The following is a 13,138-nucleotide window of genomic DNA, read 5'->3' as shown; positions in this document are numbered from 1 at the left end:
AGAGGGAAGGCCATGCAAAAGTTATCTGTGATAGTGGGCATGCTGGTGCTGGGCAGCGCCAATGTGTATGCAGACACCAGCTGTGAAACCGTGAAAATGGCCGATCCAGGCTGGAGCGATATCGCGGCCACCAACGCCATCACCGGTTTTCTGCTGACGGGCATGGGCTACAAACCCAAGGTCGACACCCTCGCGGTGCCGATTACCTTTGGCGGGCTCAAGGAAGGCCAGGTGGATGTCTTCATGGGCAACTGGATGCCCGCGCAGCAGGGGTTTTACGACAAGTTCGTGGCCAACGGCGATGTGGTGCAACTGGCAAAAAACCTCGACGGCACCGAGTTCACCCTCGCCGTGCCGGATTACGTGTGGGACGCGGGTGTGCATGACTTTGCCGACCTGAACAAATTCGCCGACAAGTTCGACAAGAAGATCTACGGCATCGGCTCCGGCGCGCCGGCAAATATCTCGTTGCAGGAAATCATCAAGAAGAACGACTTCGAGCTCGGCCAATGGAAACTGATCGAGTCCAGCGAACAGGCGATGCTGGCTGAAGTGTCACGGGCGGTGAAAAAACAACGCTTCGTCACCTTCCTCGGCTGGACCCCGCACCCAATGAACGTGCAGTTGAAAATGCACTACCTCAAAGGCGGGGAAAAGTACTTTGGTGACACAGGCAGCGTGTACACCCTGACCCGCAAGGGTTATGCACAGGCCTGCCCGAACGTAGGAAAACTGCTGACCAACTTGAGTTTTACCCAGGAAATGGAGAACAGCATCATGGCCGAGGTGGCCAACAACAAGGTCAGCAATGCCGAGGCTGCGAAGGCGTGGATCAAGGCCAATCCGGCTGTGTTGGACAAGTGGCTTGATGGGGTTAAAACCGTGGATGGCCAGGATGCATTGGCCGCAGTCAAAGCCAAACTCTAACGCCTGCCCGCTTTCCCCTGTAGATCCCGTCTTCAAGTTTCGGGTCGTAGATACCGTCTTCACCCTCACCGGGCAAGCGCACATTTCGCCTTGTAGCAGCTGTCGAGCGCAAGCGAGGCTGCGTTGGCGCCCCGCAGATCGCGGGGTGTCAATACGTCCGCTACGCAGCCTCGCCAAGGCTCGACAGCTGCTACGATCCGAAGCTTGCGCTTGCCCGGTGAGGCTCTAGACGGTATCTACGTGCAGCCCAATGTTATTCTGGTTTAACCCTTTAAATCCGAGCCTCTGATGCCACGGCCCAACCGCCACACACTGTTCCCCTTCCTCAGCTGGCTCCCACGCCAAACCCGTGCCAGTGTCGGCCGGGATGCGCTGGTGGGCCTCAGTGGCGCCGTGCTTGCCCTGCCGCAGTCGATTGCCTACGCGCTGATCGCCGGTCTCCCACCGGAGTACGGCCTGTATGCCGCCATCATTCCGGTGCTGATCGCCTGCCTGTGGGGCTCGTCCTGGCATCTGATCTGCGGCCCTACGGCGGCGATTTCCATCGTGCTGTATGCCAGTGTCAGTCCACTGGCCGTACCGGGCTCACAGGACTACATCACCTTGATCCTGTTGTTGACGTTCCTCGCGGGGGTGTTCCAGTGGTTGCTGGGCATGCTGCGCTTTGGCGCGCTGGTGAACTTTGTCTCTCATTCGGTAGTGCTGGGCTTCACCTTGGGCGCCGCCGTCGTGATCGCGCTCGGTCAGCTGCCCAATCTGCTGGGGCTGGACTTGCCGAGCCAGGCCACGGCGATCAATAGCCTGCTGGCGTTGATCGAGCATGGCGGCCAATGGGACCACGCCTCGCTCGCCCTGGGCTTGAGTACATTGCTGGTGGGCGCAGTGCTCAAGTACCTGGTGCCGCGCTGGCCGACACTGTTGATCGCACTGGCCTTAAGCAGCGTCGCCGCATGGCTGTGGCCGGCGATGTTCGGGCATGTGGCATTGGTCAGTTCGTTTATCGGCAAACTGCCGCCGTTCAGCCCGTTACCGTTGGACCTGGACATGATCCTGCGCCTGCTGCCCAGCGCCGTGGCGGTGGGCATGCTGGGGCTGGTGACCAGCCTGTCGATTGCCCGCTCGTTGTCGGCACGTTCGCAACAGTTGCTTGACGCGAATCAGGAAGTTCGCGCGCAGGGTTTGTCCAATATCATCGGCGGATTTTTCTCCGGCTACTTGTCGGCCGGGTCCTTTACCCGCTCGGGCCTCAGCTATGAGGCGGGTGCCTGCTCGCCGTTGGCCGGGATGTTTTCCGCGTTGTGGGTGGCGCTGTTTGCGTTGTTTGGCGCTGCGCTGATCGCGCATATTCCGATCCCGAGCATGGCGGCGAGCATCCTGCTGATTTGCTGGGGTCTGGTGGATCATCGCGGGATTCGCGCATTGTTCCGGGTCAGCCGCGCCGAGTTTGTGGTGATGAGCCTGACCTTTGTCGCGACCTTGCTGCTGGAGTTGCAAACGGCGATCTATGCGGGGGTGCTGGCGTCACTGTTTTTCTATCTCAAACGCACGTCGCAGCCACGGGTTCAGCAATGGCGCGACGGTCGCGACGACGTATTGCGCGTCGGCGGCTCGATCTTTTTCGGCGCCAGCCACTACCTGCAAGTGCGCCTGCAACGTTTGCAGGGCGAGCGGGTGGTGATCGAAGCGCAGCAGATCAACTTTATCGACTATTCCGGGGTGGAGATGCTGCACCAGGAGGCCCGGCGATTGAAGGGGCTGGGGCGTAGCCTGACATTGCGCGGGGCGCGGCCGCAGGTAGTGGAAGAACTGAAGAAGCTGGAAGGGGCCGACAAATGCCCCCTCCATTTCGAGAACTGAACGCAGTTCAAATGTATCAGGCCAACTGACGGCGCAGCTCAGCCAACACCGGCGCCGAATCCGGGCGCACACCGCGCCACAGGAAAAACGCTTCGGCCGCCTGCTCAACCAGCATGCCCAGGCCATCCATCGCCACCGCAGCATCTTGCTCGGACGCCCAACGGCAAAACGCGGTCGGCTCCTTGGCGTACATCATGTCGTAGCAAAAGGTCTTACCCGGTTCGATCAGGCTGCCGGCAATGGGCGGTACATCGCCTGACAGACTGGCAGACGTGGCATTGATGATCACGTCCACCGGCTCACGCAGCCAGTCGAAACCACTGGCAGACACCGGGCCCAAGTCGTCGAACAGTTCAGCGAGCAACTCGGCCTTTGCCACGGTGCGGTTGGCGATGATCAAGGAAGCAGGCCGCTCGGCCAGCAACGGCTCCAACACCCCGCGTACCGCGCCACCGGCACCCAGCAACAGGATGCGTTTGCCTTGCAGGCTCAACCCGGCGTTGACCGTCAGGTCGCGCACCAGGCCGGCGCCGTCGGTGTTATCACCCAGCAGCGTGCCATCGGCCAACTTGCTCAGCGTGTTCACCGCCCCGGCGCGTTGGGCGCGTTGGGTGAGGTTGTTGGCCAGGCGGTAGGCGTCTTCCTTGAACGGTACAGTGACGTTGGCGCCACGCCCTTGCAGGAAAAACTCACGGGCACACCCGGTGAAATCCTCCAGGGGAGCAAGCAAGGTGCTGTAGTCCAATTGTTCGCCGGTCTGCTCGGCGAACATGCGGTGAATCAGCGGCGACTTGCTGTGGCCGATGGGGTTGCCGAATACGACATAACGATCCATCAGACGGTCGCCTTAGGCGCGGCAAGGCCGAGCCAGTCGCGGTCTTGCAGGAAGTAATCGGTGAGGCGCGCTTCTTCGCTGCCGGCCTCGGCTTTCCAGTCATAGCCCCAGCGCACTTGCGGCGGCAACGACATCAGGATCGACTCGGTACGCCCGCCCGATTGCAGGCCGAACAGCGTGCCACGGTCGTAGACCAGGTTGAATTCAACATAGCGGCCACGCCGGAATTCCTGGAACTGGCGCTGCTGCTCGGTATAGGCCGTGGCCTTGCGGCGCTGCACGATCGGCAGATAGGCATCGATATAGGCATCGCCGATGGCGCGGATGAAGGCGAAGCAGGTGTCGAAGTCCCACTCGTTCAAGTCATCGAAAAACAGCCCGCCGATGCCACGGGGCTCGTTGCGGTGCTTGATGTGGAAATAGGTATCGCACCAGGCCTTGTAGCGCGAGTACACGTCCGGCCCGAACGGCGCACAGGCCTGCTCGGCCACGCGGTGCCAGTGGATGCAGTCTTCTTCGTTGCCGTAATACGGGGTGAGGTCAAAGCCGCCGCCGAACCACCACACCGGCTCTTCGCCCTCTTTTTCGGCGATGAAAAAGCGCACGTTGGCGTGGGACGTCGGCACATGGGGGTTGTGCGGGTGGATCACCAGCGACACGCCGAGGGCTTCAAAGCCGCGACCGGCCAGTTCAGGGCGGTGTGCGCTGGCGGAGGGTGGGAGGCCGCTGCCGAAGACGTGGGAAAAGTTAACGCCGCCTTTTTCGATCACCGCGCCGTTTTCGATCACACGGGTGCGACCGCCGCCGCCGGCAGGCCGGGTCCAGGCGTCTTCGATAAAGCGAGTGTCCGTCTCGAAGGTTTCCAGGGCGCTGCAAATGCGGTCTTGCAGGTCAAGCAGATAGGCCTTTACAGCCTCGGTGCGGGTAGTCATGGCATCACCTTGAATCGGGCAAAGCTACGCGAGGCCATTGGGCGTCGGCGGCAAATGGGCGCACAGGATAACACCGCACCCTATGCCCTCGCAGTTGACGAAGATCAAGCTTAGGAGTTCGATAGGCGGCTACGCGAGTTCGAACCAAGGAGAAGGCAGATGGCAAAACGTATCCAGTTCAGCGCCCATGGCGGCCCCGATGTACTTGAATATGTCGACTACACGCCGGCGGAGCCGGGCCCGCAGCAGGTTCGGGTGCGTAACGAGGCCATTGGCCTGAACTTCATCGACACCTATTTCCGCAGCGGCCTGTATGCGCCGCCTGCCTTGCCGTCCAGCCTGGGTGCAGAAGGCGCCGGCGTGGTTGACGCCGTTGGCAGCGAAGTCAGCCAATTCAAGGTCGGCGACCGCGTGGCCTATGGCAGCGGCCCGCTTGGTGCCTACAGCGAACTGCACGTATTGCCCGCCGCCAACCTGGTGCACCTGCCGGACGATATCAGCTTCGAACAAGCCGCCGGGGCCATGCTTAAAGGTCTGACCGTGCAGTACCTGCTGCGCCAGACCTTTGAACTGAAGGGCGGCGAAACCATCCTGTTCCACGCCGCTGCCGGGGGTGTGGGCTCCCTGGCCTGCCAATGGGCCAAGGCGCTGGGCGTGAAGTTGATCGGTACCGTGAGTTCGCCAGAAAAGGCCGCTTTGGCCAAATCCCTCGGCGCCTGGGAAACCATTGATTACAGCAAGGAAGACGTGGCAAAGCGCGTGCTGGAATTGACCGACGGCAAAAAGGTCCCGGTGGTGTACGACGGCGTCGGCAAGGATACGTGGCTGACGTCCCTGGACAGCGTGGCGCCACGTGGATTGGTGGTGAGCTTCGGGAATGCGTCGGGCGCGGTGGATGGCGTGAACCTGGGGATACTGTCGACCAAAGGCTCGCTGTACGTCACCCGGCCGACCTTGGCGACCTACGCCAACAACCCGACGAACTTGCAGACGATGGCGAAGGATCTGTTTTCGATGATTCAAAGCGGCAAGGTGCGCATTGATATCAACCAGCGGTATTCGCTGGCGGAGGCGGCGAAGGCGCAGACGGAGTTGTCGGGGCGGCGTACCACGGGGTCGACCATTTTGCTGCCTTGAGGGCCCCATCGGGGGCAAGCCCCCTCCCACAGTTGACCGTGTTGTCCTGAAGGACACGGCTCAAATGTGGGAGGGGCGGTTCAACGATTCGACGCGGTCTCAGGAAGGCCGCACCACCTCACCCGTAGCCAGGTTGCGAATCAGGCTGGGGTTCTTGCGCCCGCCCAAGGCGCCACCCAACACCAAGTCAACCTGGCCACGGAAATACTGCTCCACACGAATCCGCGTGCGGGCAGCCGGGCGGCCTTGCGGGTTGGCCGAGGTGGAAATCAACGGCCCCACCTGCGCGCATAAATCACGCACCAAGGGGTGATCGCTGACCCGCAGCGCCACGGTGTCATGCACACCGGTAACCCATTGCGGCAGTAAATCCTGATGCGGCACCAACCAGGTATTCGGCCCAGGCCAGGTGCTGGCCATGCGGTCGATCCAGGTATCCGGGAAGTCTTCGAACAGGAAGTCGAACTGACGGATATTGTCGGCAACCAGGATCAGGCCCTTGTCCACCGAGCGATTCTTGATCGCCAGCAGCCGGTCCACCGCTTCTTCGTTCCAAGGGTCGCAACCCAGGCCCCAGACCGCCTCGGTTGGATAGGCAATCACCGCGCCTGCGCGAATTTCTCGTGCGGCTTCCAGCACACGCCACCTGTTGACCATTGTTTACTCTCCGGACTAAAGCTCTGCGCAGTTTACCGATCTTCGTTACAAAACCTAGCAGCGTGCAAGCCAGCGCCCGCTTTCGCAGATGACCAGGCCTTCCAGTTCCAACTCGGTGAGGGTCGCCAGCACCTGGGACAAAGGCCGGCCGCTGGCAATCGCCAGGGCTTCGCTGGTGTGAGGTGCCGCGTGCAGCAACGCCACCAACGGATGGGTCACCGGCATCGGCGTGGGGCGCGACAATGCCTGCCAGCCCCGCAAGCCTTCAAGGATGTGCTCGATGGTTTCCACCAGCGTCGCACCTTCGCGGATCAACTGATGACAACCCTTGGCCCCAGGGTGATGGATGGAGCCAGGGATCGCGTACACCTCACGGCCCTGCTCGGCGGCCAGCTTCGCGGTGATCAGCGAGCCACTGGCCACGCTGGCCTCCACCACCAGTACGCCCAACGACAGGCCACTGATGATGCGATTGCGCCGGGGAAAGTTGTTCGCCTGGGGCCCGGCATCCAGCGGGAACTCGGACACCACGGCACTGCCTTGGGCAATCATCGCCTCGGCGAGCCGTCGGTGGCGCTGTGGATAAAAATTTTCCAGGCCCGTGCCAAGCACGCCGATGGTATGTCCACCCACATCCAATGCCGCTTGATGCGCCGCGCCATCGATACCCAACGCAAGGCCACTGGTGATGACAAAACCAGCACTGGCCAAACTGCGAGAAAACGCCGCGGCAGTGTCCATGCCAGGGCGCGACGCGCGCCGGCTGCCGACCATCGCCAGTTGCGGTTTTTCGAGGATTGAAGGGTCGCCAGCGACGAATAACAGCGGTGGCGCATCGTCGATCTGGGCGAGCAGAGCGGGGTACTCCGGTTGGTCCCACATCAGCAAATGCTGGGCCGGGCGCCCTAACCAGGCCAATGCTTGACTGGCGCCGTCACGGATTTGCGGACTGCGCCGGGCGTCGGCGCTGACGGGGGGCAACCCCAGCGCACGCCAGGCACTGGCCGGTGCACTGATAGCCTTTGAAGCGCTGCCGAACGCTTCGATCAACAACCTGAAACGCTTCGGCCCTACCTCCGGCAGCCGGTGCAAGCGTAGCCGGGCTTCCAGCTCTGACGGGGAAATTTCACTGCTGTTTATCGGAAACATCTGATCATCCTTGACCGGAACAAGCTGTGGATAACTCTGTTGGTAACTTATTTAGCAGGCTATTTATTGCGTTTGCTCAGCAGTCTCGAAACGGTCCATCACGGCCAGTGGGCGCGAGGCGTTGAGAACCAGGCCATAACTGAGTTTTTCGTAGGTGCGGAACACCAGCAGCGTGCCGGCGCGCTCATCGGGTAGCTTCGTCGGGGCGCCGGTTAGCGGGTCACGAACGGTGGTGCCGGTTTTGATGACGGCCAGCAATTGGCCCTCGACCAGCCCGTCGCGCCGACCCTTGTTCAGGGTGACGGCGTCCAGCACGCCGATCTGGGTCACGCCCCTCGGGATATCGATGATTTTTCCTTCAATGAAAGGCGCTGATTTCTGAGGCTCCAGCGCCGTGGGCAATTGCGCGCGGAGCAGACGGTCCCCAGGACGCACCTCCTGGGTGGCCCGTTGCACGGCGAGAGTGCTGAGGTCCCCCGCCATCACAAAACGAGCAGTACCGATGTCATCGGCATTGATACCCAGCAATTCCTGGGTCTGGGGGTCGGTGTAGACCTTGCCTCGGCGAAAGATCCCATAGCTCGGCTGGGCCGGGTCCAGGTCGCCCCTGGCGTGCACACGCTCGCCCTGGGTGCCCAGCACGCGCCCGGCCTCGGCCGCGACAATGTAAGGCGCTGTGTCCAGATCCCGGGGCGTATCCAGAATGCGGTTGTGCAATAAAAAGCGCTGGATGGCCTGTTGCGTCGGTAGATCCAGACGCGGGCCAGGTTGGGGAACCAGGGCTGCGGCAAACGGAACCCACAGCAGCAAGACGAGTAGCGATTTCCTCATGGGGTGAATCTCCTTTATTATGTGCGTTCGCGTGAAATGCCAGAGCCTTCGCGGCTTTCGAGCCCTTCACACCGGCCGTATGGGTCCATCCCACCGCCGATTTGCCTTTACCTCACATGTGCAGCAATTACGCTTATGGCTATTTTGAACATCCTCGAATTCCCCGACTCGCGCCTGCGCACGATCGCCAAACCGGTGGCCGTAGTGGACGACAAGGTTCGTCAGTTGGTCGATGACATGTTTGAAACAATGTATGAAGCCCCGGGTATCGGCCTCGCCGCCACCCAGGTCAACGTGCATCAGCGCATCGTGGTCATGGACCTGTCGGAAGACCGCAGCGAACCGATGGTGTACATCAACCCAGAGTTCGAACCGCTGACCGAAGAGATGGGCGAATACCAGGAAGGCTGCCTGTCGGTGCCGGAGTTCTACGAGAACGTCGAGCGCCCGCTGCGCGTCAAGATCAAGGCCCTGGACCGCGACGGCAAGCCGTTCGAGCTGATTGCCGAAGGCCTGCTGGCGGTGTGCATCCAACACGAATGCGACCACCTCAACGGCAAGCTGTTTGTCGATTACCTGTCCACGCTCAAGCGTGATCGGATCAAGAAGAAGCTGGAAAAAAAGCATCGCCAGCAAGCTTGATGCCCTCCTTCCAAAGGCTTGCTGCGGCAAGCCTTTTTCTTTTGTGACTGCTTTTAACCGAGACCTCCCATGACCGAGCCACTGCGCATTGTTTTTGCTGGCACCCCCGAATTCGCCGCCGAACACCTCAAGGCGCTGCTTGCCAGCCCTTACGATGTCATTGCGGTGTATACCCAGCCGGATCGCCCGGCCGGTCGCGGGCAAAAACTGATGCCGAGCCCGGTCAAGCAGTTGGCGCTGGAGCACAACATTGCTGTGCTGCAGCCGCCGACCCTGCGCAACGCCGAGGCACAGGCCGAGCTGGCTGCGCTCAAGCCTGACCTGCTGGTGGTGGTGGCTTACGGCTTGATCCTGCCGCAAGTGGTGCTGGATATCCCGCGCCTGGGCTGCATCAACAGTCATGCCTCACTGCTGCCACGCTGGCGCGGTGCGGCGCCAATCCAGCGCGCGGTGCAAGCCGGTGATGCTCAAAGCGGTGTAACCGTGATGCGCATGGAGGCGGGTTTGGACACCGGCCCGATGCTGCTCAAAGTGGTGACGCCGATCACCGCCGCGGACACTGGCGGCAGCCTGCACGACCGCCTGGCCGAAATGGGCCCGCCCGCCGTGATCCAAGCAATCGCTGGCCTCGCTGCCGGCACCCTGGAAGGCGAAGTGCAGGACGACAACCTGGCCACCTACGCCCACAAATTGAACAAAGACGAAGCACGCATCGACTGGAGCCGCCCGGCCGTGGAGCTGGAGCGCCTGGTGCGTGCCTTCAACCCGTGGCCGGTCTGCCACAGCACCCTCAATGGCGAAGCCTTGAAAGTGTTGGCCGCCACGTTAGCAGACGGCAAAGGCACCCCCGGTGAAATCATTGGCGCCAGCAAAGACGGCCTGTTGGTCGCCTGTGGCGAGCAGGCCCTGTGCCTGACCCGTCTGCAATTGCCCGGCGGCAAGGCGCTGAATTTCAGCGATTTGTTCAACAGCCGCCGTGAGAAGTTTTCCCTGGGCACCGTACTTGGGGTGGCCGCGCAATGAACCCACGTCTGGCCGCCGCCAAGGCTCTCGCCGCCGTACTCAACGGCAAGGCTTCGCTGAACAGTTCACTGCCGACGCAGTTGGATAAGGTCGAGGACCGCGATCGCGGCTTTACCCAGGACCTGGCTTTTGGCACCGCCCGTTGGCAGCCGCGCTTGTCGGCGCTGGCGGCCAAGCTGCTGCAAAAGCCATTCAAGGCGGCCGATGCTGACGTCGAAGCGCTGCTGCTGGTGGGGCTTTATCAGTTGCTCTACACCCGCGTGCCGGCCCATGCCGCCATCGGTGAAACCGTCGGTTGCGCCGACAAGCTGAAAAAACCCTGGGCCAAGGCCTTGCTCAATGCCGTACTGCGCCGCGCCCAGCGCGAAAGCGAAGCGCTGCTGGCCGAGCTGGAACATGACCCGGTGGTGCGTACCGCCCACCCGCGCTGGCTGCAAAAATCCCTGAAGGCGTTCTGGCCCGAGCAGTGGGAAACCATTTGCGCAGCCAACAATGCGCATCCACCGATGATTTTGCGGGTCAACCGTCGTCATCACGCGCGTGACGCCTACCTGCAATTGCTCACCGACGCGGGCATCAACGCCACGCCGTGCGTGTACAGCGTCGATGGCATTGTGCTTGAAGCCGCCACTGACGTGCGCAGCCTGCCGGGTTTTGCCGAGGGTTGGATCAGCGTGCAGGACGAAGCCGCGCAATTGGCTGCCGATTTGCTCGACCTGGCGCCCGGCCAACGCGTGCTCGACGCCTGCTGCGCCCCGGGCGGCAAGACCTGTCACATCCTGGAAGTCGAAAAAGACCTGGCCGGTGTCGTCGCTGTCGACCTGGAAGCCAAGCGCCTGGTGCGCGTACGAGAAAACCTCGCACGCCTGGGCCTGAGTGCCGACCTGATCGCCGCCGATGGCCGTGACACCGCCACCTGGTGGGACGGCAAACCATTCCAGCGCATCCTGCTCGACGCGCCATGCTCGGCCACCGGCGTGATCCGCCGCCACCCGGACATCAAGCTCACCCGCCAACCCGACGACATCGTCGCCCTGGCCACCCTGCAAGGTGAGCTGCTGGACGCCATGTGGCCAACCCTGGACGTCGGCGGCATCCTGCTCTACGCCACCTGCTCCACCTTGCCTACCGAAAACACCGAGGTGATCGAAGCCTTCCTCGCCCGCACCAGCGGCGCCCGGGAGCTGGACCTCGCCACGACGGCTGGCATCAAGCAGCCGCACGGTCGCCAATTGCTCGCGCAAGAAGGCGGACACGACGGCTTCTACTACGCCAAACTGATCAAGATTGCCGCCGCACGCGGCTGAATGGTTTTTGAGGGAGTGACCGGATGAAAATCATCATCCTTGGGGCAGGGCAGGTGGGCGGCACACTGGCGGAACATTTGGCCAGCGAAGCCAATGACATCACCGTGGTGGACACTGACGCTGAGCGCCTGCGCGACTTGGGCGACCGCCTGGACATCCGCACCGTACAAGGTCGTGCGTCGTTTCCTACGGTGCTGCGTCAGGCCGGGGCCGACGATGCCGACATGCTGGTGGCCGTGACCAACAGCGACGAGACCAACATGGTCGCATGCCAGGTCGCCCACACCCTGTTCCACACCCCGACCAAGATCGCCCGTGTCCGCGAAGCCGCCTACCTGACCCGCGCCGGCCTGTTCGATAACGACGCCATCCCGGTCGACGTGCTGATCAGCCCGGAGCAGGTGGTGACCCACTACATCAAGCGCCTGATCGAAATTCCGGGCGCCCTGCAGGTGATCGACTTCGCGGGTGGCAAAGCGCAGTTGGTCGCAGTGAAGGCCTATTATGGCGGCCCACTGGTCGGCCAGCAGCTGCGCCAGCTGCGCGAACACATGCCCAATGTGGAAACCCGCGTAGCAGCGATTTTCCGGCGTGACCGGCCGATCCTGCCTCAGGGCGATACGGTGATCGAGGCCGACGACGAAGTGTTTTTCATCGCGGCTAAAGCGAATATTCGCGCCGTGATGAGCGAAATGCGCCGGCTTGACGAAAACTATAAACGCATCGTCATCGCCGGCGGCGGGCAGATCGGTGAGCGCCTGGCCGAGGCCATCGAAAGCCGCTATCAAGTGAAGATCATCGAGATGAACCCGGCGCGCTGCCGGCATTTGTCCGACACCCTCGACAGCACGGTCGTCCTGCAAGGCAGCGCCTCGGACCGCGACCTGTTGATGGAAGAAAACATCGCCGACGCCGACATTTTCCTGGCCCTGACCAACGATGACGAAGCCAACATCATGTCCTCGCTGCTGGCCAAGCGGCTGGGGGCGAAGAAGGTGATGACCATCATCAACAACCCGGCTTATGTCGACTTGATCCAGGGCGGCGATATCGACATCGCTATCAGCCCGCAACTGGCGACTATCGGCACCTTGCTGGCCCACGTACGCCGTGGCGATATCGTCAGCGTGCACTCCCTGCGCCGTGGCGCGGCGGAAGCCATCGAAGCGATCGCACACGGCGATGCGAAGTCGAGCAAAGTGATCGGCAAGGCCATCCGCGATATTGGCCTGCCACCGGGCACCACCATTGGCGCGATTATTCGCGATGAAGAAGTGATCATTGCCCACGACGATACGGTGATCGCCACGGGTGACCACGTGATCCTGTTCCTGGTGGATAAAAAACATATCCGCGATGTGGAGAAGTTGTTCCACGTGGGTTTGAGCTTTTTCTGATCAACCGGAGTGACCGACATGCTCGAATCCCTGGAAAAAATGCTCGCCAAGGGTGTGGATAATTCGCTGCTGCGCTTTGGGCTGGGCAAGGGTTATCTGGATCTGAAGGACAATGCCAGGGCGGCCGAGCATTTGCGCAAGTGCGTTGAGTTTGATCCGAAGTATTCAGCGGCGTGGAAGTTGTTGGGTAAGGCGCAACTTGGCTTGAATGATCTGACCGCCGCACGGCTGGCATGGGAAAAGGGCATAGAAGCGGCCCAGGCCCATGGCGACAAACAGGCGGAAAAAGAAATGACGGTGTTCCTGAAGAAACTCGACCGCCAAGCCTAAGCGCAAATCAAATGTGGGAGGGGGCTTGCCCCCGATAGCGGTGTATCAGCCAAATATCAGTAGCTGACAGACTGCAATCGGGGGGCAAGCCCCCTCCCACATTTGGTTTGTGTT

13 protein-coding genes are annotated in these 13,138 nt (G+C 61.7%); 8 read left to right on the top strand and 5 right to left on the bottom strand.

Annotated features, from left to right (window positions below):
- Window positions 1-12: 12 nt before the first annotated feature.
- Together choX and DNK50_RS03475 are read left to right on the top strand one after the other, a co-directional pair.
- Window positions 13-927 (top strand): choline ABC transporter substrate-binding protein, encoded by a 915-nt coding sequence (gene choX, locus DNK50_RS03480; RefSeq protein WP_112192836.1) that lies wholly within the window; start codon window positions 13-15, stop codon window positions 925-927.
- Window positions 928-1,215: 288 nt separating this feature from the next.
- Complete coding sequence (locus DNK50_RS03475; protein ID WP_099586158.1) at window positions 1,216-2,784, top strand: SulP family inorganic anion transporter; 1,569 nt, start codon at window positions 1,216-1,218, stop codon at window positions 2,782-2,784.
- A gap of 16 nt (window positions 2,785-2,800) precedes the next feature.
- On the opposite strand, the gene aroE is transcribed toward DNK50_RS03475, so the two are convergent.
- On the bottom strand, window positions 2,801-3,619 hold the full coding sequence (aroE, locus tag DNK50_RS03470) for a shikimate dehydrogenase (RefSeq protein WP_112192835.1): 819 nt from the start codon (window positions 3,617-3,619) through the stop codon (window positions 2,801-2,803).
- Window positions 3,619-4,551, bottom strand: coding sequence for an oxygen-dependent coproporphyrinogen oxidase (hemF, locus tag DNK50_RS03465; protein ID WP_099586156.1), 933 nt, complete (start codon window positions 4,549-4,551; stop codon window positions 3,619-3,621). The genes aroE and hemF overlap by 1 nt, the downstream gene beginning before the upstream one ends.
- 159 nt (window positions 4,552-4,710) lie before the next feature.
- Between hemF and DNK50_RS03460 the strand changes: the two genes are divergently transcribed.
- The gene (locus DNK50_RS03460; protein ID WP_112192834.1) at window positions 4,711-5,688 is read left to right on the top strand and encodes a quinone oxidoreductase; all 978 of its coding nucleotides are present in this window, start codon (window positions 4,711-4,713) and stop codon (window positions 5,686-5,688) included.
- A 99-nt stretch (window positions 5,689-5,787) separates the two neighbouring features.
- On the opposite strand, the gene DNK50_RS03455 is transcribed toward DNK50_RS03460, so the two are convergent.
- The 3 genes from DNK50_RS03455 to DNK50_RS03445 form a co-directional block, all read right to left on the bottom strand.
- Window positions 5,788-6,345 (bottom strand): L-threonylcarbamoyladenylate synthase, encoded by a 558-nt coding sequence (locus DNK50_RS03455; RefSeq protein WP_099586154.1) that lies wholly within the window; start codon window positions 6,343-6,345, stop codon window positions 5,788-5,790.
- Between the two features lie 54 nt (window positions 6,346-6,399).
- Window positions 6,400-7,494 (bottom strand): DNA-processing protein DprA, encoded by a 1,095-nt coding sequence (dprA, locus tag DNK50_RS03450; RefSeq protein ID WP_112192833.1) that lies wholly within the window; start codon window positions 7,492-7,494, stop codon window positions 6,400-6,402.
- Between the two features lie 63 nt (window positions 7,495-7,557).
- Window positions 7,558-8,325 (bottom strand): peptidoglycan-binding protein, encoded by a 768-nt coding sequence (locus DNK50_RS03445; RefSeq protein ID WP_112192832.1) that lies wholly within the window; start codon window positions 8,323-8,325, stop codon window positions 7,558-7,560.
- 135 nt (window positions 8,326-8,460) lie between these two features.
- Between DNK50_RS03445 and def the strand changes: the two genes are divergently transcribed.
- The 5 genes from def (at window position 8,461) to DNK50_RS03420 (ending at window position 13,024) form a co-directional block, all read left to right on the top strand.
- On the top strand, window positions 8,461-8,967 hold the full coding sequence (def, locus tag DNK50_RS03440; RefSeq protein ID WP_099586151.1) for a peptide deformylase: 507 nt from the start codon (window positions 8,461-8,463) through the stop codon (window positions 8,965-8,967).
- Between the two features lie 69 nt (window positions 8,968-9,036).
- Entirely contained in the window at window positions 9,037-9,990 is a 954-nt protein-coding gene (gene fmt / locus DNK50_RS03435) for a methionyl-tRNA formyltransferase (RefSeq protein ID WP_112192831.1), read from the top strand.
- Window positions 9,987-11,297: a 16S rRNA (cytosine(967)-C(5))-methyltransferase RsmB gene (gene rsmB, locus DNK50_RS03430; RefSeq protein WP_112192830.1), complete on the top strand. Its 1,311-nt coding sequence runs from the start codon at window positions 9,987-9,989 to the stop codon at window positions 11,295-11,297. The genes fmt and rsmB overlap by 4 nt, the downstream gene beginning before the upstream one ends.
- A 23-nt stretch (window positions 11,298-11,320) precedes the next feature.
- The gene (gene trkA, locus DNK50_RS03425; RefSeq protein WP_112192829.1) at window positions 11,321-12,694 is read left to right on the top strand and encodes a Trk system potassium transporter TrkA; all 1,374 of its coding nucleotides are present in this window, start codon (window positions 11,321-11,323) and stop codon (window positions 12,692-12,694) included.
- An 18-nt stretch (window positions 12,695-12,712) separates the two neighbouring features.
- Window positions 12,713-13,024 carry a lipopolysaccharide assembly protein LapB gene (locus tag DNK50_RS03420; RefSeq protein ID WP_112192828.1) on the top strand — a complete coding sequence of 104 codons (312 nt, stop codon included), beginning with the start codon at window positions 12,713-12,715 and terminating at the stop codon, window positions 13,022-13,024.
- Window positions 13,025-13,138: the final 114 nt, after the last annotated feature.

Source organism: Pseudomonas sp. LG1E9, from assembly GCF_003290225.1.
Lineage (GTDB): Bacteria > Pseudomonadota > Gammaproteobacteria > Pseudomonadales > Pseudomonadaceae > Aquipseudomonas > Aquipseudomonas cyclaminis.
Note: the sequence above shows the minus strand (reverse complement) of the source record. Positions and strands in the feature narration are given on the sequence as shown.

Bases quoted from the DNA above. Each gene is read 5' to 3' on its own strand.
- choX (WP_112192836.1), top strand. From the start codon at position 13: ATGCAAAAGTTATCTGTGATAGTGGGCATGCTGGTGCTGGGCAGCGCC.
- DNK50_RS03475 (WP_099586158.1), top strand. From the start codon at position 1,216: ATGCCACGGCCCAACCGCCACACACTGTTCCCCTTCCTCAGCTGGCTC.
- aroE (WP_112192835.1), bottom strand. From the start codon at position 3,619: ATGGATCGTTATGTCGTATTCGGCAACCCCATCGGCCACAGCAAGTCG.
- hemF (WP_099586156.1), bottom strand. From the start codon at position 4,551: ATGACTACCCGCACCGAGGCTGTAAAGGCCTATCTGCTTGACCTGCAA.
- DNK50_RS03460 (WP_112192834.1), top strand. From the start codon at position 4,711: ATGGCAAAACGTATCCAGTTCAGCGCCCATGGCGGCCCCGATGTACTT.
- DNK50_RS03455 (WP_099586154.1), bottom strand. From the start codon at position 6,345: ATGGTCAACAGGTGGCGTGTGCTGGAAGCCGCACGAGAAATTCGCGCA.
- dprA (WP_112192833.1), bottom strand. From the start codon at position 7,494: ATGTTTCCGATAAACAGCAGTGAAATTTCCCCGTCAGAGCTGGAAGCC.
- DNK50_RS03445 (WP_112192832.1), bottom strand. From the start codon at position 8,325: ATGAGGAAATCGCTACTCGTCTTGCTGCTGTGGGTTCCGTTTGCCGCA.
- def (WP_099586151.1), top strand. From the start codon at position 8,461: ATGGCTATTTTGAACATCCTCGAATTCCCCGACTCGCGCCTGCGCACG.
- fmt (WP_112192831.1), top strand. From the start codon at position 9,037: ATGACCGAGCCACTGCGCATTGTTTTTGCTGGCACCCCCGAATTCGCC.
- rsmB (WP_112192830.1), top strand. From the start codon at position 9,987: ATGAACCCACGTCTGGCCGCCGCCAAGGCTCTCGCCGCCGTACTCAAC.
- trkA (WP_112192829.1), top strand. From the start codon at position 11,321: ATGAAAATCATCATCCTTGGGGCAGGGCAGGTGGGCGGCACACTGGCG.
- DNK50_RS03420 (WP_112192828.1), top strand. From the start codon at position 12,713: ATGCTCGAATCCCTGGAAAAAATGCTCGCCAAGGGTGTGGATAATTCG.